14 protein-coding genes are annotated in these 23,589 nt (G+C 67.1%); 5 read left to right on the plus strand and 9 right to left on the minus strand.

The genetic code is table 11. The features are described from left to right. Positions 1 to 31: 31 nt before the first annotated feature. Entirely contained in the window at positions 32 to 1,306 is a 1,275-nt protein-coding gene (locus LG3211_RS21455; RefSeq protein WP_057944605.1) for a DUF3472 domain-containing protein, read from the minus strand. A gap of 1,082 nt (positions 1,307 to 2,388) precedes the next feature. Between LG3211_RS21455 and LG3211_RS21460 the strand changes: the two genes are divergently transcribed. Next, positions 2,389 to 2,670 (plus strand): hypothetical protein, encoded by a 282-nt coding sequence (locus tag LG3211_RS21460; RefSeq protein ID WP_057944606.1) that lies wholly within the window; start codon positions 2,389 to 2,391, stop codon positions 2,668 to 2,670. 126 nt (positions 2,671 to 2,796) lie between these two features. Here the strand turns inward: LG3211_RS21460 and LG3211_RS21465 are convergent, their stop codons facing one another. Together LG3211_RS21465 and LG3211_RS21470 are read right to left on the minus strand one after the other, a co-directional pair. Then, a complete protein-coding gene (locus LG3211_RS21465; protein WP_057944607.1) occupies positions 2,797 to 3,810 on the minus strand; it encodes a hypothetical protein in 1,014 nt (337 codons plus the stop codon). Next, positions 3,807 to 4,922 carry an SEL1-like repeat protein gene (locus LG3211_RS21470; protein WP_148649062.1) on the minus strand — a complete coding sequence of 372 codons (1,116 nt, stop codon included), beginning with the start codon at positions 4,920 to 4,922 and terminating at the stop codon, positions 3,807 to 3,809. Before LG3211_RS21470 ends, LG3211_RS21465 begins: the two co-directional genes overlap by 4 nt. An 82-nt stretch (positions 4,923 to 5,004) precedes the next feature. Here LG3211_RS21470 and LG3211_RS21475 point away from each other — a divergent pair, with 82 nt between their 5' ends. Continuing rightward, positions 5,005 to 5,613: a hypothetical protein gene (locus tag LG3211_RS21475; RefSeq protein ID WP_057944609.1), complete on the plus strand. Its 609-nt coding sequence runs from the start codon at positions 5,005 to 5,007 to the stop codon at positions 5,611 to 5,613. Between the two features lie 108 nt (positions 5,614 to 5,721). Further along, entirely contained in the window at positions 5,722 to 6,198 is a 477-nt protein-coding gene (locus LG3211_RS21480; RefSeq protein ID WP_083512731.1) for a YybH family protein, read from the plus strand. 204 nt (positions 6,199 to 6,402) lie between these two features. Here LG3211_RS21480 and LG3211_RS21485 read toward each other — a convergent pair whose 3' ends face one another. Next, positions 6,403 to 7,326, minus strand: a complete 924-nt coding sequence (locus LG3211_RS21485) for an O-methyltransferase (RefSeq protein WP_237049788.1) — start codon at positions 7,324 to 7,326, stop codon at positions 6,403 to 6,405. A gap of 131 nt (positions 7,327 to 7,457) precedes the next feature. Here LG3211_RS21485 and LG3211_RS21490 point away from each other — a divergent pair, with 131 nt between their 5' ends. Beyond that, positions 7,458 to 8,093, plus strand: a complete 636-nt coding sequence (locus LG3211_RS21490) for a TetR/AcrR family transcriptional regulator (RefSeq protein ID WP_057944612.1) — start codon at positions 7,458 to 7,460, stop codon at positions 8,091 to 8,093. Positions 8,094 to 8,151: 58 nt separating this feature from the next. On the opposite strand, the gene LG3211_RS21495 is transcribed toward LG3211_RS21490, so the two are convergent. The 3 genes from LG3211_RS21495 to LG3211_RS26010 all read right to left on the minus strand — a co-directional run bounded on the left by LG3211_RS21495 (position 8,152) and on the right by LG3211_RS26010 (position 17,686). Then, positions 8,152 to 8,622: a DUF4019 domain-containing protein gene (locus LG3211_RS21495; RefSeq protein ID WP_057944613.1), complete on the minus strand. Its 471-nt coding sequence runs from the start codon at positions 8,620 to 8,622 to the stop codon at positions 8,152 to 8,154. Positions 8,623 to 8,668: 46 nt separating this feature from the next. Then, the gene (locus LG3211_RS21500) at positions 8,669 to 9,454 is read right to left on the minus strand and encodes an OmpA family protein (RefSeq protein ID WP_237049789.1); all 786 of its coding nucleotides are present in this window, start codon (positions 9,452 to 9,454) and stop codon (positions 8,669 to 8,671) included. Between the two features lie 189 nt (positions 9,455 to 9,643). Further along, positions 9,644 to 17,686, minus strand: coding sequence for an ESPR-type extended signal peptide-containing protein (locus tag LG3211_RS26010; RefSeq protein WP_057944615.1), 8,043 nt, complete (start codon positions 17,684 to 17,686; stop codon positions 9,644 to 9,646). A gap of 1,178 nt (positions 17,687 to 18,864) precedes the next feature. Between LG3211_RS26010 and LG3211_RS21510 the strand changes: the two genes are divergently transcribed. After that, positions 18,865 to 20,340, plus strand: a complete 1,476-nt coding sequence (locus LG3211_RS21510) for a sensor histidine kinase (protein ID WP_057944616.1) — start codon at positions 18,865 to 18,867, stop codon at positions 20,338 to 20,340. Here the strand turns inward: LG3211_RS21510 and LG3211_RS21515 are convergent. Together LG3211_RS21515 and LG3211_RS21520 are read right to left on the minus strand one after the other, a co-directional pair. Next, positions 20,310 to 22,709 (minus strand): ligand-binding sensor domain-containing protein, encoded by a 2,400-nt coding sequence (locus LG3211_RS21515; RefSeq protein ID WP_148649063.1) that lies wholly within the window; start codon positions 22,707 to 22,709, stop codon positions 20,310 to 20,312. The two genes, LG3211_RS21510 and LG3211_RS21515, sit on opposite strands and share 31 nt — an antisense overlap. Positions 22,710 to 22,751: 42 nt before the next feature. Further along, positions 22,752 to 23,465, minus strand: a complete 714-nt coding sequence (locus LG3211_RS21520; protein ID WP_083512733.1) for a response regulator transcription factor — start codon at positions 23,463 to 23,465, stop codon at positions 22,752 to 22,754. Positions 23,466 to 23,589 lie beyond the last annotated feature (124 nt).

Genomic DNA, 23,589 nt, shown 5'->3' on the forward strand with positions numbered 1-23,589 from the left:
GCTTGCCCGGGGCGCTGCATGATCGCATCGCTCAGCGCGCCGGCTCCGGCAGCGCCTGCAAATCCACGCGCGGCTTGAACCACGACGCGGTACGGGTGAACGTGGTGCCCGGCGTCGCCGACTTGTCGAAGAAGCCGGCATTGCGCAGGTAGAAAGTCGGAGCGATGGCGCCGCCGGTGACGTCCAGGCGCTGGCGATTTTGCGCGGTCGCATCGACCGTCAAGCGCGCCGATTTCACTTCCGTCCATGCGCCGTCGCTGCCGACCGCCCACTGGTTGCCGTACAGCGCCATGCGATCGAGGTAACCCAGATCAGGATTGAAGGATTCGATGAACGAGTACACGCCCTTGTGGTAAGTGGACAGGCCCTCGTACTTCCAGCTGGCAATGAACTTCCACTGGCAATCGCCATAGCCGAGCAAGCACGGCGTGCCGAACCAGGCCGAGTACACGGTGTTGCCCTGTCCATCCGGACGCGCGCGGGTGATGAAGCGATAGGTGTGGCCGGGTTTCCAGTCGTATCGCAGGAAGCTCTGGCCGCCGGTGCCTTCGCCGCCGAAGTCCTGCGCGATCACGTCCTTGCCCTTCTTCAGCAGCGTCGTCTTGCCGTTGGGCGAATCCCAGACCGAGAACAGCACGCGGCGCTCGGTCGCGGAATTGACCTGGATACCGAAATAGCCCTGGGCGAAGCCGTTGGCCATGAAGTACGAGCCGATCGGATCGTACTTACTCGGCACGGTGAGCTCGCTGTAGAAATACTCCGTGTTCTCCGGGACCGCGAAGCCCAGGTGCCCCGAAGGCCCGCGGCGCGACCAATAGAAGTTGGCCGGATCGTCGGCGAAGACCAGGCCCGCGGCGGTGGCGCTGCCGCCGACTTCCAGGCCGGAAATATCGCCGTAGTAGTCGCCGTCGGTGCTGACGCCCCGCAGGTCGAGCTTGACGTAGCCCGGATGGTCGATGGTGAAGGTGCCGGCGTGGAACGAGGCCGTGTCGGTGCCCGACAACGATGCGAGCCGGCGCTGGCCATCGATGGATACCTCGACGGTGCTGTGGTGGGCGCCGTTCAAGGCGCCCACCAGCGAGACCTCGAGCTTGCCGGCCTGCTTGACATAGAAGTACACGCTGGCGACGGCCTTGGCCGAGTTCCAGTTGTGCAGGCCGGTGTTGTCGACCAACTCCTCCCCCTTCGCGGCGGGCCGGGTGATGAAGGCGTTGCCTCCCAATGGGACGACGGTTTTCGTCTGCGCGAACGAGGAGCCAGGCAGGAGCGCCAGGGATAACAGGAACCAGAAAGCGAGATGTCGCATGGTCGTTCTCCGTATGCGAAGTTCGGGCGGTGCGTCGGGGAAATAGCCGGCGATGAAGCGCTGCGCGTTCGGACTGCCTTCTCGTATTGCGTGCACCCCCATGGATCGGAACAGGCGAATTTCGCGATGGCCGCTGCGGACGGCAAGGAACTCGCAGGCGCCGCATCGCAAGCGGCGTGCGTGTCGCCCCGTTGGGGGCAGGCGAGGTGGCGGCGATTACGTCACAGCCTTTCGAACAACGTCAATGGAGCGCGAGCCGTGTAATTCCGCGATCACGCCACGACGGGCCTTTGCGAGGATTAACAGGCGTCCATGAAATCTTTCCGCGGCCTTCGCGCGGGACGCGACGGCGCGAAACGCGCCGACAGCTGCGTCTGAGGCGATCGCTTCACGGCCGTAAGATCGACGATGGAAGGCCTGTAAATCAGCAACGGTTGCTTTCGATACTGACGCTGAGAACAGGACGCAGTCGGCAGAACACAGCGATATTGTGCGACGCGATGTGCACTGCGCTTGCTTGCAATATATTTTCACGACGGTCCAGGCTGGACTGGACCGAGAGCGACGACGATGAGCTTGGCGGTGGCGCTTCGCCACGGCCGGTCCGTGGCCGGACTGAAGAACCGGCTCGGCACTCGCTGTCGGACATCGCGGCAGCCCGATCGGTCCTGTTTTCCATCCGGTGCGCTTCACGCATCGGACATCGGCTTGCCTCGGGCTGTCACTGCGTGTCCGTCCCGACGGTGAAGCATCGCTTCGAACGCGTCGCCGGCAGCAAGACACGACATGCGCGCGTGGCAATGGCCCTGACCGGAAACGGACGGCCGATGCATACAAAACACGCATCCGATGTGATCGCGCCAGACGACGCTTTCAAAACACCCGCTTGAATGAACAGGCGCACCCCGGATGCGATCGATTCGGGCATTCGCAAGCAGCGATCGCCAGTTCGATTCCACGAACAGATCGGACGCGAAATCCTTCTCGCTGCGTTAACGACGGACTATGGATAACTTATGCCCGCAGCCCGCCGAGGTATCGTCATCCACCATCGATGTCAGTCGTTTAATGGAGAAAAGATCATGAGGAAGTTGTATCTGATCGCCCTGACGGGTTTGGCTTTCGCAATGAGCCACAACGCATTCGCGGAAATCGTCAACGTGACCAACAGCGCCGACGGCGCGACCCGGGACAGCGCGATCGCCGCGGTCAAGGAAAAGCTTACCGCCGCCTGCAAAGATCGCGGCGGCACGCCCGATGCGAAATCCTTCGAACTCGACGGCGAGCAGAAAAGCTCGAACCCGGATGTTCCCAAGCCGTTTCACGTCGATGCAAGAATGAAATGCGACCTTCCGCAATCTTGACCCCGGCCCCGTCTAGCCCTGTGGGTTAGCCCGGGCACCATCGAGCAGAGCCCCGCTGCGGCGGGGCTTTTGCGTTGGGGCCAGGCGCCGATGGCGGCCGCATCGGCGGGGTCGAACCTGGATCGCTTACTGCGGCCGGATCGGCCTGGCTTCGTAATAAGCCTTGAAAATACCGCGTCCCTGCGCTTCGGCCGCATCCCATTGCTGCGAGGTCAACTCATCGCCGTAACGAGTCGGGCCGCTGGCCCATAGCGCATCGAATCCGGAAACGCGCCGGCTCCGGACCAGATCGCGCGCATAGCGATACACCATCTCCTGCACCCGGTCGCGGGGCAGCAAGCCACCCTGGCCGGAATACGCTTCGATGTACTGATCCAACGCATCCGAATCTCCCGCGGCCAAGCCCTGCTCGAGCCATTCGCGCGCCAGCGTCCGCTGCGCGGCCATGCGCTCGATATCGGCGATCAGTTCATTGCGACCACGGCTCGCCTGCTTGGTCCAGGCAGAGACATAGGCGAGCCTGGCGCCCTTGGCCTCTGCCCGGCCGGCGCGCTCCAGCCATAGCATGGACTCGTCCAGCAACGCTCGGTCCAGGCTCGCGCAGGCGTCGTAGGTTGCAAGTTCGCTGCTGATTCTGTTGCCCACGTTCTCCATGCCGCGCCGCGGTGCGGGCGTTGAATCTGCGAGCTCCTTTTCCTGATCCAGTTCCGCCAGCAGTTTCTGCGGCGCGTAGTCCTCCAGCGCCCTGCTGCATTGTCCATAGCGTATTCCCAAGGCATACGCGGCCTTGGGATCGCCGCGTTCCGCCGCCGCGCGGATTTCGGCGTGGATCTCGTCGATCGGCCGCAGCCACCAACGCGCGGTCGGGCTCTTTTTCTCCATTTCGGCCTCAGCGCTTTTCATCGCGGCGCGCAACTTCGGCGAGTGTTGCGGAAGCTCGGACAAACGCCGGCGAAGCACATCGGCGGGGTTCTGCGCGCCCGGCGCCGGGCTGGCCTGCGATCCGGTCGCCGCTGCGTCCGTGATTTCGATACCCGGTGACGGCACGCCGCGTGCTGGCGTCAGCCGCGCCAGATAAAACCACACTGCCAGCGCGGCGAGCGCCAACAATAATCCGCCCCACCCCAGCCAACGTTTCATCGCGGCGCCCTGTGTTGTTGGAAGGCCTGCAGGATTTCGACCGATCGCCGCTGCGAATCGCGCACCTGCTGCGGATTGGACGCCGCCAGCAATTGCTCCTCCATCATGTTCACCACGCCCGCCGGCAATTTGCGTCCCGGCGCGGTCTGGCGATAAGCCTTCCAGTAAGCGAGAGATTCCGTCGTGTCACGGCCCAGAAACGGCATGTTCCCATGCGCGGCCGCCAATGCCAGCAGCGATTCCGGCTCACCCGATTCGAATGCGCGGCGAAGGTAGCCGCGCGCGCGTTCGCGCCGCGCGACCACTTCGTCCGCCTTGTCCAGCAGATCGACATCGGAGGCGAAATCGTCGAACGCAAAACGTCCGTAATCGGTCATCGCTTTCGTATGGCCCTGGTCCGCCGCCAGTTCGAACCACAGTCGCGCGTCGCCCTTGCGCACCGACGCCGGCAGATCGCCCACGCCGCCGCAGATCGCATCGGCTTCGTTCTTGGCGTAGAGGAGCATGTCCAGCAGATCCGGATCGTCCAGCTTGCGACTGCCCATGCGTATGGCGCCGCTGGCATGTGCGATCGCGCTCGCCAGCATCTGCGTAAACTCGCCGCCGGGTATCGGCTTGTACTCGCGGCAACGGCTGATGATCTGGCCCAGGCGATAAGCCGCCCGCGCGTCGCCCGCGCGTGCGCGGACTTCAAGTTCCTTGTGGATGTCCCGGAAGGCCCCTGTCGGCAACGGCGCCGCGACCGGGCCGGAATCCGCTACGCGCGTACCGGCAGTCGCCGCCGCTGAAGCCGGCGGTTGCCCGTCGCGGACCCGATGATCGCGACTCAGTCCCCACCAACCGCCCAGGCCGACCGCGAGTACCGCCAATGCCGTTATCAAGACCCCGACGATCCAGCGGCCCCTTGTGCGCTGTTCCATACCCACACTTGCCTCCTGCGATCCATGACGCCAGCCACGCGGTTCCACCGCAGGCCGAGTTTCGCATACCTGCGAACCGGTGTTTGCGCTGGTTCGAAAACCACCCGCCGCTTCGATGGCCCGCTCTCGATCCTGTCGGGCTAGGTCGAGGCGGCCGGCCACTGTCAACGCAGAGATCGCAAGATAGGGCAACTACCGGGCATCGAAACCCTACCCGCCCCGTTATTCTCCGCCCCAATCCATTCACGCATTTCGACAAGGTCCCGCACCCCGTATGAAAACGACGCCCCAAGCCATCGCCGCCCTGACCATCTTCATGGTCTGCCTCGCCGGCATGCCGCCGGCCATGAGCGCGGGACTGCCTGCGCCCAGCGTCGACCTGCTGAAATGGCCGCGGATGTCGTCGAAGGATTTCGGCTGCTATCTGGAAAAGACCTTCGGCCATCGCGACAAGCGTTTCAATTGTTCCTTGAAGCGCTACGAGAACAAGGGCGATGTCTGCAATCCCACCGACGCTTACTACGAAGGCCCGGCTTTTCCCGATCGCCTGGCCGCCAAGGTGCATCCGCTCGCCACGAAGGTCGATCTGGACTGGGAGCACGGCGATCTTCGCAGCGTGACCGTGACCCTGAAGGGGACATGGAACGAAGCCGAAGTGCGCAGAAGCTTTCGTTTGCCGCGCAAGGAAACAGTCACCTTGACCGAAACGGAAGTGCGCGCCTTTCCGGAAAACCTGATGGACGCCTCCGTCCGGTATCCGCTGAGCAGCGACGACTCCCTGGGCCGCCGCGCCAGCAACCCCAGCCGCGGCGTGACTTCGGTCGATCTCACCGGCTTCGAACACATGGGCGCGGCCGACATGGAATGCGAGGGCGACAAATAAGCATCGCGTATTGAACAACCCGGTCAGCTGCTTTCGCGATCCGGGTACATCGCCGCGCAAGCGCCTTGGATAAGGTTCGGTCTCCAACCACTTCAGCAAGGACCGAACATGAAGAGTCGTACCTCGATGGCCGCTGCGGGCATGACGCTCGCGTTGTCCGGCCTGATCCCGCTCGCGGCGATGGCGCAAGACCCGATGGCGGCGCAGCATCGTCATTGCGAACGCGAGTTCGAACGTGCTTCCGAAGGCCTCGGCGATGCCTTCGCCCGCCGCGACCTCAACCGGTTCATGGCCGGCTTCGCGGAAGACGCGGTGCAGGTCAACAGCCTCGGCCAGGTGCTAAACGGCAAACCGGCGATCACCGCGTTCTATCGCGCGGTGATGGCCAACGTATACGTGTTCAAGCGCACCTTGCTGGCGCAGACGATCAGCCAGTGTTCCAGCGCCGTCGTCGTCGACCGCATCGAGTTCACCATTCCGTCCGCCGGCATCACCCTGCACGCGATCGATGTCGCCAACTGGGCGAAGGTACGCGGCCAGTGGCGGTTGAGCGCGGATACGACGACGCCGATCGCCAATCCGTAATCCGGACTGGCGACGCTCAGGTCGCGTGCGTGACGCAATGACGTTCCGCGCATCGCGACACGGCCGGGCATGGCGCGCCATGCCTGGCCGAACGCGTTTTCGCTAGATGCATCCACCGGTACTCAGCCGGCGAAGCAGGACGGTTGATCGGTGTCGGCCAACAGGCTCGGGGGTCCGATCGGTGCACGCCGGACTGGCAGCGACTTACGCCAGACGCATCGAAAGCTCCACGTCGTCGGCGAAGGGAATCGACATATACCCCGCCGCCGGCGAACGCACATGCGCCAGATAGTCCGGACTGTAATCGGCGTTGTCGGCGACGATCAGCGCGCCCGGCCGCAGACGGGCTTCCACGAGCGCCAGCACTTCGGGGTAAAGCGACTTGGCGCCGTCCAGCAGCAGCAGATCGATCGAATCGGGCAGGTCCGAGGCCAGGGTCTGCAGCGCGTCTCCGGCGCGTACCTCCACCAGTTCCGCCAATCCGCCCTCGGCGAAGTGCTGTTTGGCGCGCGCGACCTTGGCCGGCTCGAACTCCGTGGTGATGATCCGGCCGCCGCCGTTGTCGCGGACGGCCGCGGCCAGATGCAGCGTCGAGATCCCGAACGAGGTGCCGAATTCGACGACGCTGCGGGCATTGGAGGCGCGCGCCAGCATGTAAAGCAAATGACCGGTTTCGCGCGAGACCGGAAGCCAGAGATCCTTCATCCGTTCGTAGAAATTCAGGTACTCGGTTTTGCTCTGCATCAGGCGCAAACGCTCGTCGCGCGACATCTCGGCGACCGCCGGGCTGGTCGCCGCATCGGCCTGTTTGAAAAGCCGGTCCAGCAAGGGCGCAAGGGGTGAAACTGCAAGGGTGTTCATAGCGATATCTGCCTTGAATGGGTGAAATCCGGTGTCGTCACACAATACGAATAAAGCGTCGTATTTTGTATTCGCATTAGATTTCACGCGATTCCAGCCAGGACGAATCGCTCGTTTTCCCCGGATATTTCGCTGAGAAACGACTTTCCCGACCGAACGGATTTCGGCCGTCTCCGCATCGCGGTTCGCATTTTTTTGGTTCGCGAACTCGGCCTTCATGATTGCAGTAGCTGCCGAACAGGCTGTCTCACCGATACGGCGCTGCATGGGCCGCGAGTCGATCGCACCACTTTGGCCGAGCTACACGCTCGCGTTCGCAACGTCGGCGTGCCAGCTTTCCCGCCTGAGCCTATGATGCGACCAGTTCGCCATCTCGAATCCGCACCGACAGTCCGGCCATGACCGATCGCAAAGCCCCCAGGATTTCTTCGCGGAAACAGCCGAAGCAGGCCAGGTCGAATCAGCTTGTCGCCGCGATCCTGCAGGCGGCCGCGCAGGTCCTGGCCGTGGAAGGCGCGCAGCGGTTCACCACCGCACGTGTCGCCGAGCGGGCCGGCGTCAGCGTCGGATCGCTGTATCAGTACTTTCCCAACAAGGCCGCGATTCTGTTCCGGCTGCAGAGCGACGAATGGCAGCAGACCACCGATCTGCTGGGCCTCATCCTGAAAGACGTCGGCAAACCGCCGCAGGAGCGGTTGCGGGCGCTGGTCCATGCCTTTCTCCGCTCCGAGTGCGAGGAGGCGCAGATGCGGGTGGCGCTCAACGACGCCGCCCCGCTCTACCGCGACGCGCCCGAGACGAAGAAGGCCCGGGCCAGGGGCGAGCGCACGCTGCAGGCCTTCATGCGCGAGATCCTGCCGAACACACCCACGGCCGCGCGCATGCGCGCGGGCGACCTGATCGGCACGACACTCAGTACCGTGGGGAAACAGTTCTCGGAAACCCCGCGCACCGCGCCGGAGATCAAGGCCTATGCGCAGGCCATGTCCGACATGTTCCTGGCCTATATCGACAGCGTCGGCCGCCGGGCCTAGGCGCCGGCTTCATCCGCGGCGCATAGACACAAAGTACGCAAGCGTCTCAACGGCGCGCTTATTGGATGACGTAACCCGAGAACCGCCACATGCCGTCCTCGTCCTGACGCAGGGACACCAGCTCCGTCGCCGCGCGCTTGCTCTGGAACTGGCTGGAGAATTCGATGCTGGCGTACAGGCCCGGCGGGAGCTTGGCGCCGGTGCCCACCACTTCGCGCCGCACCGCGATCCAGTTGCGCGAGCTGGCCGCGCCCAGCGGCTTGCGGCTCTTGCCGACATAGCCGACGAAGTCTTCGCGCTTGGCGCTGCGCTTGGTCACGCTCGAGGAGTTGTCCCACAACACGCCGGCCTGGTCGCGATCGATCGCCTGCAGCAGTTGCAACGCGGAGTTCGCCAGGGTGTTGGGGTCGATATCGCGCGCGGCGGCTTGCTGCGTCGCCGGAGCCGATCGCGGCGCCTGGCCCTGGGCGATCGCCGATGCGGACACGACGCACAACGCCGCTGCCATCGCGGTTACGAAAAATTTCATGGCCTTACCTCGGTTATTGCGTAATGGATGAAAACGACGCGGCGACTCACTCTTCCACATCGGCCTTGATCTCGACGCGGCGGTTGGGCTGCAGACAGGCGATCAAGGCGCTGCGCTGCATCGAAGCCTCGCAGTTGCCGACGACCGGCTCGGACTCGCCGCGGCCTTCGGCGGAGATCGCTCGCGCCGGCACGCCTTCGTCGATCAACAGCTGACGCACGGTTTCGGCGCGCTGGCGCGACAGCGCCTGATTGGCCTGATCGCTGCCGATCAGGTCGGTGTGTCCGATCACCCGCACCGCGCGCAGTGTCTTGGCATTGCGCAGCTCGCCGGCGATGCGCGCGACCTCCGCCCGGCCGCCCGCCTGCAGATCGCCGGCGCCGGCGCGGCCGAACGCGAACAAGGCGTCGGCGGACACGGAGAAATTACGCGTGGTGGCCGCCGCGGGCGCCGCCGGCACCATCGCGACGGGCTCGCGCAGCAGCTCGCCGCAGGTTTGCGGTTGCCAGTAGAAACTGCGCGCCAGATAGTTCTGGTCGAAAATCACCTTGTACTGGCAGGTGGTCACGCTGCCGTCGCGGCGGAAGTGAAAGAGGTAATCCCATTCGCGAACGCCGGCGTAGCCTTCGCGGAAGTGCGGGCGCCCCAGCAGGTGATACAGCTGCTCCTTGCCGACGCCGGGCGCGACCAGACGCAGGTTGTCGAGGTTGGGAAAGGTTCCGTCTTTCAGCACCGCGCGTTCCGGTGCCGGAAACACCACCTCGCCCGGCACGCCGTCGGCGGAGATGTCGCGACTGACATGTCGGGTACCGCAAGCGGACAACAGTCCCATCGCGACAGTGCACGCGATCGCTATGCCAGCGAATCGTTTGGCTTCCATTGGAGTTCCTCGCTTTGACTGGTGACCTTCGGTCGGCGCGCATGAATCCGCGCCGCCGGACAGAGTTCTGATTCGTTCGGGTTCTGCGACCAAGACCTCATCGGATTGCGCGCAGCGCCCTTGGACGCTGCGCGCATCGCATCACCACTGGATACCCGCGCCGACCGAGAAGCCCCAGTCGCGCGCGGTGTTTCCGCTGGCCTGGGCCTTGTAGACCCAGCGGCCGTTCTCGGTGATGCCCGACAGGCCCACGGCCATGCCGTATTCGCCCTGATAGCCGCCGGCCGCGATCGCGAGCATGCTCTTGCCCGGCAGGTACGCCTGCGGCAGGCCCGCCATCGCCATCGCCGAAGACGTGCCGGCGCGGAAGTCCTTGCGCAGGTTCCACACGTCGTAGTCGAACTTCTGGAAGCGCGCGTCGGTGTAGGCCTTCGATTGATCGACGGCCGAGCTCACCCCGGCGTTGAGCTGGCTGACGTTGACCGCGTCGGTGCCGGCGATGCCGGGCGCCACGCCGGTGATGGTGCGGCCGCCGACGTTGACCTCGCCGGTGGAGGTGCTGTTGCCGACGTAAGCGGCGTTGTATCCGCTCTGCGCACCGACCGTGGTGGCCGAGCCGGAGCCCAGCGCCACGCTGTTGGCGTGGCTCGCCGTCGCGCCGGTGCCCAGCGCGGTGCTGGCGTTGCCGCTGGCCGTGCTCTGGTTGCCCACCGCCAGGGCGTTGTTGCCGCTGGCCACCGCGCCGTTGCCGCCGGCCGACGAATTGGTGCCGGTCGGCTGCGGCTTGGCGATGTTGCCTTCCTGGCTGACCTGGAACATGCCGTCGGAACCGTTCTGCACGCTGGTGATGCGGCCGTCGAAGGTATTGACGGTGTTCGTCAGGTTGGCGACGTTGCCTTCGACCTGAGTGATGCGGCCGTCGAAATTGTTGACGGTGCCGCTCAGATTGGCGAGGTCGCCCTCGACATTGGTGACCCGCCCGTCCAGCGCGTTGACCGCCTGATTGGTCGCGTGCAGCTGCGAGCCGTTCACCGCGTCGGTCGAAGTCTCCGACAAGCGTCCGGCGGCGACGTTGGTGATGGTGCGTTCGGCGCCCGCGCTGCCCACGCTCACCGTTCCCACCGGCGCGGCGCCGGCGAAGTTGTACGTGGTGCCGGCGATGGTGGCGCTGGCGGTGCCCACCGCCGCGGCGGTGGAGGAGCCCGCGCCCAGCGCCACGCTGTTGGCGGTGCCCGCGGTGGCGCCGGTGCCGATCGCCACGGCATCGCCGGCAGTGGCGCTGGCGTTCACGCCCGAAGCGATCGCGCCGGTGGCGGTGGCGCCGTTGTTGGCGTAGTTGCCGCCCTGCACGCCGCCGTCGTTGACGCTGTAGTAATGCGCGGTGCCGGAGGAGACCGCCTGGTTCAACTGATCCAGATTCACCGCGTCGGTGCCGTTGACGCCGGCGGCCACGTTGGTGATGGTCGTGCCGCCGGCGTTGATGCCGACGTTGGTGATGCTGGGCCCGCCGGCGATGGTCAGGCCGTTGGTGGTGATCGTGGTATTGCCGACCACCACGCTGTTGAAGCTCGGGTCCGGCACCACGCCGACCGTCAAGGTGCCGGAGGCGTCGTCGTAGGCGACCGTGGCATTGCTGCCGGCGGCCACGGTCAGGGTTTCGTTGGGCGCGATATTGCCGCTGTTGCCGCCGGCGGCGATGTTCCAGCCGGCGGTGGCGTTGTTGTTCACCTGGGTCAGCGCGTCCTGCACGTTGGTGTAGCTGTTGCCGCCGACCGCCAGGCCCGCCGTCACCGTGTGCGTGGTCGGGTTGTAGACCGAAGTGCCGCCGAGCGAGGCCGCGGTGCTGTTGCCCAGCTGATCCAGATTGACGCCCAGCGCGCCCACCGCCTGGTTGGTGGCGAACAACTGCGAACCGTTGATCGCATCAGTGGAATCGCCCGACACCCGGCCCGCGGCGACATTGGTGATGGTGCGTTCGGCGCCGACCGCGCCGACGCTGACCGTGCTGGTCGGCGCGATGCCGGCGTAGTTGTAGGCGACCCCGTCGATGGTGTCGCTGCTGGTCGCCACCACCGTACCGGTGACCGAACCCGAGCCCAGCGCCACGTCGCCGGCTTGCGTGCCCGCGACCGCGCCGTTGCCCACGGCCGTGCCGCCGGCCACCGTGGCGCTGGCGCCCACGCCCGCGGCCAACGCGTTGACGCCGCTCGCGCCGTCGTTGTTGTAATTGCCGCCGACCACGCCGTTGTCGTTGACGCTGTAGTAATGCGTGGTCGCCGCCCGCGCCGCCGCGGTCAGCTGCGCCACGTTCACCGCATCGGTGTCCTGCGCGCCGGCCGCCACACCGGTGATCTGGCGTGTGTCGGTGCCATTGCCCACGCTCACCGCGCCCAAGGTGCTGCGCCAGGTCGGCGAGGTATCGGTGGAAGGCAAGCCGCTGATCGGGTCGTAACCGGCCACACCGGCGGCGGTGCTGGCCACCGAGCCGCGGCCCAGGGCCACGCCATCGACGGCGGTCACCGAGGTGTTGGTGCCCAACGCGGTGGCGCCGGAGACATCGGCGACGGCGTTGCGGCCCAGCGCTGCGCCGGCCACCAGCGCCGGATCGATCACACCGCCGTTGTAGGTCGCATTGGCGCCGTCGCCGAACGCCGCGCCGCCGTTGCCGGCGCGCGCCGCGGCGCCCACCGCGACCGAACCGGTGGCGCTGGCGTCGGCACCGATGGCGATGGCGTTGACTCCGCTGGACGCTGCATTCAAACCCACGGCGATCGCGCCGGTGGCGCTGGCATTGGCGGTGTTGCCGATGGCGAGCGCGCTTTCCGCCGACGCCGAACTCGACCGGCCCAGGGCCGTGGAATACAGACCGGTCGCGTTGGCGTCGTAGCCCGCGGCCAGGGCCGAGGTCGCGGTCGCATCCGCGAAATGGCCGATCGCTACCGCCTGACTCGCGGTGGCCGTCGACACCATGCCCAGCGCGACCGCGTAGGCATCGGTCGCGCGCGAAGCATCGCCGATCGCCACCGCGCCGTTGCCGCCGGCCAGGGACGCCCCGCCGATGGCGATACCGAGGCGGACATTGGCCGTGGCGCCGACGCCGATCGCGATCGTGTTCTGGGCCGAGGACAAGCTGTTGATGCCGAGCGCCACCACGCCACCGGTGACGGCCTGCGCGTTGGTGCCGATGGCGACGCCGTTGTCCTGGCTCGCCGTCGCGCCGAAGCCCGCGGCATACGACGCCACACCCGTCGCGCTGGCGTTCACGCCCGAAGCGATCGCGTTCACGCCGGTCGCGCCGTCGTTGTTGTAGTTGCCGCCCACGACGCCGTTGTCGTTGACGCTGTAGTAATGCGTGCGCACCGCGGTGGTCGCATCGGTCAGCTGACTGACGTTGACCGCATCGGTGCCGGCCACGCCGGGCGCGACGTTGTTGATCACCAGGCCGCCGGCGTTGATGCCGGAAGTGGTGACGCTCGGCCCGCCGGTGATGGTCAGCCCGTTGTTGTTCAACACGGTGTTGCCGGCGGTGACGCTGTTGACGGTGATGTCGTCGGCCAGATCGAAGCTGACGTTGTCGCTGGCCGCGGTCTTGCTGACCACGATGTTGCCGTCGGTGTTGTTGAGATCGACCGCTTCGCCCGGTGCCACGTTGCTGGCGTTGGCGCCCTGCGCGCTGACGTTCCAGCCCGCGTTGGCGGTGGTGGCGACCTGTTCGATCGCCTGGTTGGTCGCATACAGCTGCGAACCGTTGATCGCATCGGTCGAGCCACCCGACACCCGTCCGGCGGCAACGTTGGTGATCGTCCGCTCCGCGCCGGCAGTGCCCACACTGACCGTGCTGATCGGCGCGGTGCCGGCGTAGTTGTAGGCGGTCCCGGCGATGGTGTCGCCGGTCGTCGCCACGACGGTGCCGGTGACCGAACCCGAGCCCAACGCCACGTCGCCCGCCTGGGTCGCGGCGGTCGCGCCGAAGCCCACCGCGGTCGCGCCGGCGGTGGTGGCGCTCGCGCCCACGCCCGCGGCCAACGCGTTGACGCCGCTCGCGCCGTCGTTGTTGTAGTTGCCGCCGACCACGCCGTTGTCGTTGACGCTGTAGTAATGCGTGCGCACCGCGGTGGTCGCGTCGGTCAGCTGACTGACGTTGACCGCATCGGTGCCGGCCACGCCGGGCGCGACGTTGTTGATCACCAAGCCACCGGCGTTGATGCCGGAAGTGGTGACGCTCGGCCCGCCGGTGATGGTCAGCCCGTTGTTGTTCAACACGGTGTTGCCGGCGGTGACGCTGTTGACGGTGATGTCGTCGGCCAGATCGAAGCTGACGTTGTCGCTGGCCGCGGTCTTGCTGACCACGATGTTGCCGTCGGTGTTGTTGAGATCGACCGCTTCGCCCGGCGCCACGTTGCTGACGTTGGCGCCCTGCGCGCTGACGTTCCAGCCCGCGTTGGCGGTGGCGGCGACCTGTTCGATCGCCTGATTGCTCGCATACAACTGCGAACCATTGATCGCATCGGTCGAGGCATCGGAGATCCGGCCCGCCGCGACGTTGGTGATGGTGCGTTCGTTACCGAGCGTGCCGACGCTGACCGTGCTGGTCGGCGCGACGCCGGCGAAGTTGTAGACCGTGTCGTTGATCGTCGTGCTCGGGGTCGCCACCGCTGCCGCCGTGACCGAACCCGAGCCCAGCGCAACGGCGCCCGCCTGGGCCGCGGAGCTGTTGGCACCGAGCGCGATGGCGTTGTCCGCGCTGGCCGCCGCGGTGCTGCCGAAGGCGAGCGCGCTGGCGCCGGTAGCGTTGGCGGTGTTGCCCAGCGCGACCGCGCCGAGGCCGTTGGCGATGTTGGCGTTGCCCAGCGCCACCGCGCCGTTGCCGGTGGCGGTGTTGTTCGCGCCCACGCCCACCGCGCCGGTACCGCTGACGGTGTTCGGATCGCCGATCGCCACGGCGCCATCGCCGTTGACGCTCTGGCTCTCGCCGATCGCTACCGCGCCGGTGCCGCCCAGCACCTGCGAGTTGCGGCCGATAGCGACCGAACCCGGGCCGGCCGCCGCCGCCACCGTGTTGGTGTCGCCCAGCGCCACGGTCGAGGCCGCCAGCGCCTGCGTGGACGCGCCGATCGCGGTGGCGCGCGCCGCCGCGGCGTTCGCGCCGGGGCCGATCGCCGAGGCACCCTCGCCGGATGCGCTGGCGAATTCGCCCAGCGCCAGGCTGTTGGTGGCGCTGGCGTTGGCGAAGGCGCCCACCGCGGTGGAGCCGCTGGCGCCCGTTGCCTGGGCGTCGACGCCGATCGCGACGCTGCTGACCGCCGAAGCCGTGGTGCCGGTGCCGAGCGCGACCGCATCGCCGCCCGATGCGCTGGCCTGATAACCCTGCGCCACGGCCTGATCGCCCGAGGCGGTGGCGGCGATGCCGGCGGCCATCGAATTGGCCCCGGTCGCGCCGTCGTTGAGGTAGTTCGCCCCGGGTGTGCCGCCGTCGTTGACGCTGTAGTAATGCAGCGGCGTGCTGGCCGCGATGGCTTCGATCGCCTGGTTGGTGGCGAACAGCTGGCTGCCGTTGATCGCATCGGTCGAATCGCCCGCGATGCGCCCCGCCGCCACGTTGGTGATGGTCCGCTCGGTGCCGGCGTTGCCGATGCTGACGGTGCTGGTCGGCGCGATGCCGGCGAAGTTGTAGGTCGTGCCGCCGATGGTGGTGCTGGGCGTGGCCACCGCTGCGGCGGTCACCGAACCCGAGCCCAGCGCGACGTCGCGCGCATTGTTCGCCACCGCGGTGTCGCCGAACGCGACCGCGCCCGCCGCCAGCGCGCGGCTGGTGCTGCCGATGGCGACGCTGCCCTGGCCGACCACGGCGTTCTGGAAGCCGATGCCGACCGCGCCCTGCGCCGGGGTGCCGGCCACGCCGACGGCCTGACCGCCGCCGCCGACCATGTTGGTGTTGCCGATACCGATCGAGCCGTTGCCGCTGGCGGTGTTGTCCAAGCCTTGCGCCACCGCGCCGTTGCCGCTGGCGGTGTTCGGATCGCCGATCGCCACCGCACCGTCGCCGCTGGCGAAGTTGCCGGCGCCGATCGCCACGGCGCGACCGCCGGTAGCGGTGGAGCCGCGGCCGATGGCGACCGCCTCATCGGCATCGGCGACGGATTCGCCGCCGATGGCGATGGCATTGGCGCCCGATGCGAGGGCGCCCAGAGCGGCGTTGCCGCCGATGGCTGTGGAACCGATGCCGGTGGCGCGCACCGCCGTTGCTGCGTTGTTGCCGCCCGAGCCGAGCGCTGTCGCGAAGTTGGCCGTCGCGGCCGTCCGGGTGCCGACCGCCACCGCGTCTACGCCGGCTGCCCGGCTCACGACGCCGAGCGCGACCGCGCGATCCTGCGACGCGGTCACGTCCGTGCCGATGGCGACAGCGCCTTCCGCCAGAGCGCCCGATCCGACCAAGGTGCGCGCGCCCAGATTGATGGAGTTGATCGCCGACGCGATCGACTGGAAGCCGATGGCGATGGAGTTGCGGCCGCCCGCGTTGGCGCTGCTGCCTTGCGCGATGGCGTCCAGCGCCGAGGCGCTTGCCTGGGTGCCCATGGCGATCGCGTTGCCCACGCTCGCATTCGCGTTCAGGCCGATCGACGTCGTCGCGTTGCTCGCCACGCCGATGCCCGCGTTGGTGCCGATGGCGATATTGTCGTTGCCGCTGACCAGGTTGCCGGCCGCCGCGGCCAGATTGGCGTCGTAGGCGACCGTGCCGTCGCCCGTACCGAAGGCGACGTTGCGCGTTCCGGTGACGCCCGAGCCGGCGCCGCGCATCGCACTCGCGACGCCTCCGCCCACGGCGCTGTTGCGCGCGCCGCTGACCAGCGTGCCGGCGGCGACGCCCATCGCCGCCGAGCCGGTATTGGCGGTGGTCGAGCCCGCGCCGGCGCCCTGGCCGACCGCGACGGTGCTGGTCCCGAAAGCGGCCGCTTGCGCTCCGAGCGCCAGCGAACTGTTCCCTTCCGCCCGAGCGGCGTTGCCGAGCGCGGTGGCGGCGTCGTTGGTCGCCGTTGCCAACCGGCCGCCGGCGAACGTATTGGCACCGCTGGCGCTTGAGCCAGAACCTATCGCAGCTGAGTTCCCGCCACTGGCGTTGGCGAAGGACCCCACGGCGCTGGCGCCGATTCCGGTGACATTGGCGGACGCGCCGACCGCGGTCGCATTGGTGGCGCTCGCGACAGTGCCGCTTCCCAGTGCGCTGGCGTTGATTCCGCTGGCCGCGGCGGTATTGCCGACGGCCGCGGCGCCCTGCGCGGTCGCCGCGGAGGTAGTGCCGAGCGCGACGCTAAAACCGCCGTTGGCACTCGAATTGACGCCAATCGCAATGTCGTTGGGCACAGCCGGAGTGCCATCAACGCCGGCGACCGCGCCCCGGCCGAATGCGATGGATTGGATGCCCACTGCCTTGGCTTGAAAGCCGATGGCAACGGTTCTGGTAGAACTGGCCTCCACATCCGTGCCGAGGGCGATGGCGCTGTCGGCCAGCGCACCCGACCCCGCGGAGGTGCGAGCGCCCAGGTAAATGGAGTTGACCGCGGTGGCGCGGGCTCCGGCGCCAACGGATACCGCATTGGTCGCCGAACCGGTGGCGCCGCTGCCCACCGCGACCACACCCGACGCCGCGGCATTGGCTTGCACGCCCACCGCGACGGCGCTATTTCCGATCGATCTGGACTGCACGCCGACAGCGACGGCTCCGGAGCCGCTGGAGGCGACATCCGTACCGATGGCGATCGACGACTCCCCGGTCGCTCCGGTTCCCCCCGCGCTGCGCGCGCCCAGGTAAAGGGAATTGGTCGCCGAGGCAAAGGCTTGATAGCCGACAGCGGTGGCATTCAGCCCCGAACTGATGGCGCTATAACCTACGGCAGTGGCTCCGGCGGCCGTGGCCTGGGACTGAAAACCCACGCACATCGTGCTGCCGCTGTAGTAGTTGTACGGCGCGGTGGCGCAGTTCACCCCTTGCGCCTGCGCCGATGGCGCCCATCCCGTCCCGCCCATCGCCAACAGCGCGGTCACGACGCCCGCGCTCAAGCTCGCGGCCGTGCGCGGACCCTTGCGACGGTCGCGCGAGGCCTTGCCGCCACCGCCGGCCAATTCGGAGGTGACCACCAGCTGATTGAGCGAGCGGCTCCAGACAACGCTGTAGATTTTATTCATTGGATGCTTCCCCAGTTACTAGCCGATCCGATGGGCTGTGGGATTGAGAGCGGCAGGACCTGGCCTGCCGGCTCTTTCGATGAAAGTCGCAGCGGCCGCGCGTTCCGGCGCGGCGCCGCGCGCGCGATGGCCCGGCTCGTCGCCGCCGATGCGCCGGCCGGACTCACGCGGACGGCCTGGACGATTGCACTGCGCGAGTGCGGACGATTCCGATGGGGCGCGGTGCCGGCGCAGGCCGGAGGCTCGCTTCGCGCTGAGGCACCGCCGTCACGCACGTCGAATTTCCGCTCCATGCGCCGCCCATCGTGAGGATTGTTCGAAGCGCGCAATCGTCGTGATTTACCGATCGCGCACCGCTCATGCGCGTCGAACACTAGCGATCGATTTTCGCCATTACACGCACAGGCCCTCACGAATAATTTCCGCGATCCGCATCGCACGGACGGCTTTATCGAGACATCGGCCCGATTGGTTTTGAGCAATGACGATGAATATTTTTCGTCCGCGGAAATCTCGACGCGGGCGGCAGCGCGATCGCGCAACCGCGAACGCGCCGTTGGCTCGGCGACACATCAAACTCGCGCATAACCGGTTGCATCGACAGGCACGCTCGCATTGCGAGCCCTCGTCCAAGGGTTGCCGTGTGGACCGCAGGCGCGATGCTTGTCGAACGCGCCGCTCGCGAACGCGGCGGCCAGCCCGCATGCGGAGATCCTCACCAACCCGGCGGACGGACTGCGCCCACGCCGCCGTCGACGTCGTCGGTCGGTCCGCGCCATGGCCGCCCGCGGACAAGCGGCTTCCCGTCGCCCGGGCCGTCTCGAAGCGGGTCGGCGCAGCGCGCCCCGGGGCGCCACCACCGACGAAATTTCTCTTTCCTCACCGTTGGTGAGAAATGCAAACTAACCCGCACCGCCGATTCGCCGAATCGCACCCAATAAAAGGTGACGCATATCGCGATTCCTTGTCGGCACACCTAATACACCGTTACCGTGCCGAAACGTGGTGCTAGTCTGACCACCGATGTCATTCAAGGCAGATCGCGTTCTGCCACGGCGAGTCCGTCGATCGCGCGAGCGTCGCAGCGGGAAGGGGCCGAGCGCTCCTCGACCGCTCGCCGTCCCGCGGTGCGGGCCGGCCTCTTGGCCATCACCCCCTTGCTCGCATCGACCGCACCGATGACCGCCCGCGTACCGCTCCTGTCCCTGTGGCACGGCTTCATCGGCTGGATGAACCGCGTACCCATCCACTCCAGGCGCGACCGGCGCAACGCGCTGACCTTGCAGGCGATCCTCGCCGTCACCACGACCGCGACTCTGTTCACGGCGATCGCGTCGTGCGCGGCCGGCGCGGACAGGGGCAGCGGTGGCGAGAGCGGCCTGATCCTGATGATCAGCGTCTACACCTGCCTGTGCTTCTGCCTGCTGCGCCACGGCTTGTTCCGGCTGGCGACCAGCCTGACCGTCGTCGGCGGCCTGCTGCTGATCGGCATGAGCTATCAGGCCTACGGATTGCAGGCGCAATCCGGACTGCAGATCACCCTGCTGCTGCCGCTGCTGTTTTCCGGATTGTTCCTGGGCCGCGGCGCGGTGTGGTGGACGGCGCTGGCCAACGCGGTGGTGCTGGGGATCGGTGCGCATACCGATCTGCGGCTGGCGACCGACTCCATGCAGGCCTCGCAGGTGCTGTCCAACCTGCTTCTGGCCGGGATGAATTTTCTCGTGCTGGTGATGATCCTCGACCGGCTGATCCTGTCGTCGCAGCGGGCGATCAATCGCAGCGAAGAACTCAACGCGCTCTGCCTGGAACTCACCCGCCAGGTGGAAGAAAAGGAGCGTGCCTACGAGCGCCTGCTGCAGACGCAGAAGATGGAAACCGTGGGCCGGCTGTCCACCGGCATCGCCCACGACTTCAACGCCATCCTCAGCGTGATCCTGGGGCACGCGACCTCGGTGGATAAGCGCGGCGGCTCCATCGACGCCGTGCTTCCGGGCATTCGCCAGGCCGCGCGCAGCGGCGCCACGCTGACCCGGCGCCTGCTCAGCTTCAGCCGCACGCATGTGCGCCAGGTGTCCACGTTCGATCTGGCCGAAGCCATCGACGAAGTGCGGCCTTTGATCCTGCCGATGTTCCCGCGCGGCATCGTGGCCTCGCTCGACACTTCCACGTCGGGCCTGCTGGTCAGGGCCGATCGCGACGAGCTGGTGCTGGCCTTGCTCAACATCGTCAGCAACGCCTGCGACGCCATGCCGCAAGGCGGCCGGTTTTTCTTATCCGTCGAAGCCGACGGAGCGCATGCCGCGCTCAAGCTGGAAGACACCGGCATCGGCATGACGCCGGAAGTGCTGGCGCGCATGTTCGAGCCGTTCTTCACGACCAAGCCCAAGGACAAGGGCACCGGCATCGGCATGACGACCGTGCAGCGCTTCGTGGCCGAACACGGAGGCCAGATCGATGTCGATAGCGCCCCGGGCCAGGGCACGCGCATGCGCATCCGCTTGCCGCTGGCCCAGGCCGGGAGCGAGATCGAGGACGGCGCCGACCTGGACATTTCTCCGGCGCCGGTGGCGGCCGGCGATTACCGCGGCGCCGCCCCGGCGACCGAACACAAAACCGCCGGCGGCTATCGCGACGCCGGCTCCGGGACGCGTTGACGCCGGCGATCGTTCGCCTGCGGCATTTCTCCGTCGCCGCTTCGCTCCTGGCCGGCGCCGAGCTGGGTGCCGATCACCAGGACCAGCAACCCTAACGACGTCGCCAGGATCAAGATCCATGGCCGCAGATACCAAGGCTGAGGATTGAGAATCTTCAATCGCGCCGGCACCGTCGACCATCGCCCGCCCTGGGTGCGCGCCTGGACTTCGAACACATGCTCTCCCCACGGAATCAGGGGATACAGAATGCTGCGGTTCTTCCCCGCCTCCACCCAGTCCGGATCGAAACCCCGCAGGCGAAAGCGGAAGTAGGTGTCGCGCGGCCGGCTCAGGTTGATGGCGGTGTAATGAATCTCCAGGCTGCGCGCATTGGGCTCCAGGGCCAGCGACGATCCGACGATCTTCTGCATGCGCCCGGCGATCGCCACTTCTTCGATGCGCGGCCGCAGCGGCACCGAGGCTGCCTGCGGAACATCGGCAGGATCGATCACGGCGAATCCTTCCACCAGCGAAAACCACAGCCGCCCCTGCCCATCGCGATGGCAGGCGGTGGAATGCCCGCCGTTGATTTCCGACGGGATCAAGCCATCGTCCACGGCGTAGCCGAGGGATTCGGTGTCGGCCGCGGCCTGCCGCGGCTTCGGCAACAAGGTGACGCCGCGATTGCCGCCCAACCACAATCGTCCGTGGCCATCGGCCAGGATGCATGAAACCGTATCGTCGAACAGGCCGTTGCGGGTGTCGTAATGATGCACCTGGCCGCCGCGTATCCGATTCAAGCCGCCGCCGTAGGTTCCCACCCACAGCGTGGCGGTCTGCCTGTCTTCGTACAAGGCGCGGGCGAAGCGCGACGACAGGCCCTCTTGCGGCGTCCATCGCTCGACGATGCGGTTATCGAGCAAGCGCCACACGCCACGGTCGCCGACGAACCATTCGCCGCCGTTCGCGGCGGGAACGACGTTGTTCACGCTCATGTCGCGCAGGGCGTCGATGCGGCGCTGTCCGTTGATGCGTCCTTCGCCGTCGATCCAGACCTCGAACGTCGCGCGTCCGGCGCTGACCAGGAAACGCCCCTCGCCCCGCCGCCAGACGTTGATCGCTCCCACGCCCGGCCAGACGCCGACGGGTGTGGGCTTGCCATTGGCGATGCGCACCAGGCGCCCTTCCGCGGTTCCTGCCAGCAACGCCGCGTCGCGATCCAGCGCCAGGCTGGTGACGCAATCGACGTGCGGCCACATCTGCAGCGGCTGCCGCGTCATCGCGCCGTCGGCCCGCCAATGGTTCAACCCGCCGCAAGCCGATCCGAACCACAAGCCGCCCTGCCCGTCCGCGACCACCGCGCGGCCGGCCATGACCACCCCGTCCCTGAACACCGGGATCTGGCCGAATACAGGTATGCGCACGCGCAACAAGCCCTTGCTGCCGCTGCCCAGCCACAGATTGCCTTCGTCGTCCTTGGCCAGGCTGGTAACGCCCATGCCGAACAATTCCGGGACGTCGAGCCATTCTCCGGCGCCGTTCTCGCGGACCAATCGTCCGGAAGCCGTGGCCACCCACCAGCGGCCGACCGCGTCCTTGACCGCGATGGTGGGGCCGGCGACGCCGAGCGGGCGCCATCGCCCTTGCCCGGGCTCATAGCGATAAAGCGCGCGATCGGTGCCGACGAGCAAGTCGCTGCCGTCGGCTTGCAACATCTGCACCCATTGGTCGCCGTCGGGCAGTGCGATGCGGCGAAGCCTTCGATCGGCGAGAACGAAAAAACCTTCGCCGCCGCCCACGTAAAGACGGCCGGTGGGATCGAACGCCATGGCCGCATGGCCGGTCCTCACCGGATCGACCCAGCTCACTCGCTTGTGCGCGGGATCCAGATTGAACAAGCCGACGTTGCTTGCCACCCACAGCCTGCCGTCGGGCGCTTGCGTGATGGCGTTGACCTGGCAGGTGCCGCCGCAAATCGACAAGTGCTGAAACGTTCCCTGGCTGTAGATGCTCAGCCCGGCGTCCTGCGTGCCGATCCACAGCTGTTTGCGGTCGTCCTCATGCAGCGCCAGCACGCGATCGCTGGGCGGCCCGCCTTGCGCGCCGTCCTTGGGCCCCGGCGTATCGAGCGAAGGTTTGCCGCGGAACACCGTGAAGGCCAGGCCATCGAAACGCGCCAGGCCGCCGAAGCTGCCGATCCACAGATAACCGTCGTGCGTCTGCACCACGGAGTTCACGCCCGCTTGCGGAAGCCCGTCGTCCCCGGTGAAAACGTGCAGGCCGGCGCGGTAGCGGGGCTGCAGCTTGGACGATGCCGAAGCGCTCGCGCCCATGACGAACAGACCGATCACCAACGCCATCGACCGCAGCCAGACTTCTATGGCTCTCACCTTACGCCTTCCCCGCCACCGGCATGACGCCGGCCTGATCGATTACCAGTTGAGCACGTACCCGATGCCGCGCACCGCGCGCAGAGGAAGCTCCTCTTCCGCCGCCTGCTGGCATTTCTTGCGCAGGCGGTGAACCAGCATTTCCAATCGGTGCGGATCGAAGTCGTACGCGTTCTTCACCAGGCTCGCGATCAAGGTCTCGCGTTGCACCGGAATGCCGGCGGCCGCGGCCAGCATCGCCATCACTTGCCGCTCGGCCAGGTTCAATTCGATCTCGACGCCGCCGGGGGTCAATATGCACCAGCCGCGTTCGTCCAATCGCCAATGAGTGGACGTCGGCGCGGCGGCGGCGTCCGGAATCACCCATCGCGCCAGATTGTGCAAGGTGGTCACGACCTCATCCATATCGACCGGCTTGGGCAGATAGGCATCCGCGCCCGCGCGCAGGCCGCGCATCCGATCCTGCGCGGAGTCGTATCCGGTCAGCATGACGATCCCGACCCGCGGAGACAGCCTGCGCAAATGCGCTGCGATGCTGAAGCCGTCTTCGTCGGGCAGACCGACGTCCAGCAGGACCAGATCAAAGGAGCGAAGCGTCATCGACCGGTACAGATCCAGCGCCCTGTCCATGCCGACGACCGAGAACCCGGAGTGGGACAACACCGGCAACAGCACGTCTTCGCGGAACGTACGATCGTCTTCCACTACCGCAAGCACAGGCAGCCGCCGCGCGGCCTCTCGCAAGCGAGCGCTCATCACCAATCCCCCAAGGAAAGCCGTGTCGGCTTCCCGATACGCGCGGACACCCCATTGCAATCCCGCGTCCGAGCCAGCCTAGCATCGCGCTTTGTGGCCAATCGTTACGGAACTTGCTTTCGTG

It is taken from the genome of Lysobacter gummosus (assembly GCF_001442805.1).
In the GTDB taxonomy this organism is placed as follows: Bacteria; Pseudomonadota; Gammaproteobacteria; order Xanthomonadales; family Xanthomonadaceae; genus Lysobacter; species Lysobacter gummosus.

What these genes read in the sequence shown, in the direction of transcription:
- LG3211_RS21455 (WP_057944605.1), bottom strand. Translation starts at nt 1,306, where the DNA reads ATGCGACATCTCGCTTTCTGGTTCCTGTTATCCCTGGCGCTCCTGCCT.
- LG3211_RS21460 (WP_057944606.1), top strand. Translation starts at nt 2,389, where the DNA reads ATGAGGAAGTTGTATCTGATCGCCCTGACGGGTTTGGCTTTCGCAATG.
- LG3211_RS21465 (WP_057944607.1), bottom strand. Translation starts at nt 3,810, where the DNA reads ATGAAACGTTGGCTGGGGTGGGGCGGATTATTGTTGGCGCTCGCCGCG.
- LG3211_RS21475 (WP_057944609.1), top strand. Translation starts at nt 5,005, where the DNA reads ATGAAAACGACGCCCCAAGCCATCGCCGCCCTGACCATCTTCATGGTC.
- LG3211_RS21480 (WP_083512731.1), top strand. Translation starts at nt 5,722, where the DNA reads ATGAAGAGTCGTACCTCGATGGCCGCTGCGGGCATGACGCTCGCGTTG.
- LG3211_RS21485 (WP_237049788.1), bottom strand. Translation starts at nt 7,326, where the DNA reads ATGCAGCGCCGTATCGGTGAGACAGCCTGTTCGGCAGCTACTGCAATC.
- LG3211_RS21490 (WP_057944612.1), top strand. Translation starts at nt 7,458, where the DNA reads ATGACCGATCGCAAAGCCCCCAGGATTTCTTCGCGGAAACAGCCGAAG.
- LG3211_RS21495 (WP_057944613.1), bottom strand. Translation starts at nt 8,622, where the DNA reads ATGAAATTTTTCGTAACCGCGATGGCAGCGGCGTTGTGCGTCGTGTCC.
- LG3211_RS21500 (WP_237049789.1), bottom strand. Translation starts at nt 9,454, where the DNA reads ATGGGACTGTTGTCCGCTTGCGGTACCCGACATGTCAGTCGCGACATC.
- LG3211_RS26010 (WP_057944615.1), bottom strand. Translation starts at nt 17,686, where the DNA reads ATGAATAAAATCTACAGCGTTGTCTGGAGCCGCTCGCTCAATCAGCTG.
- LG3211_RS21510 (WP_057944616.1), top strand. Translation starts at nt 18,865, where the DNA reads ATGACCGCCCGCGTACCGCTCCTGTCCCTGTGGCACGGCTTCATCGGC.
- LG3211_RS21520 (WP_083512733.1), bottom strand. Translation starts at nt 23,465, where the DNA reads ATGAGCGCTCGCTTGCGAGAGGCCGCGCGGCGGCTGCCTGTGCTTGCG.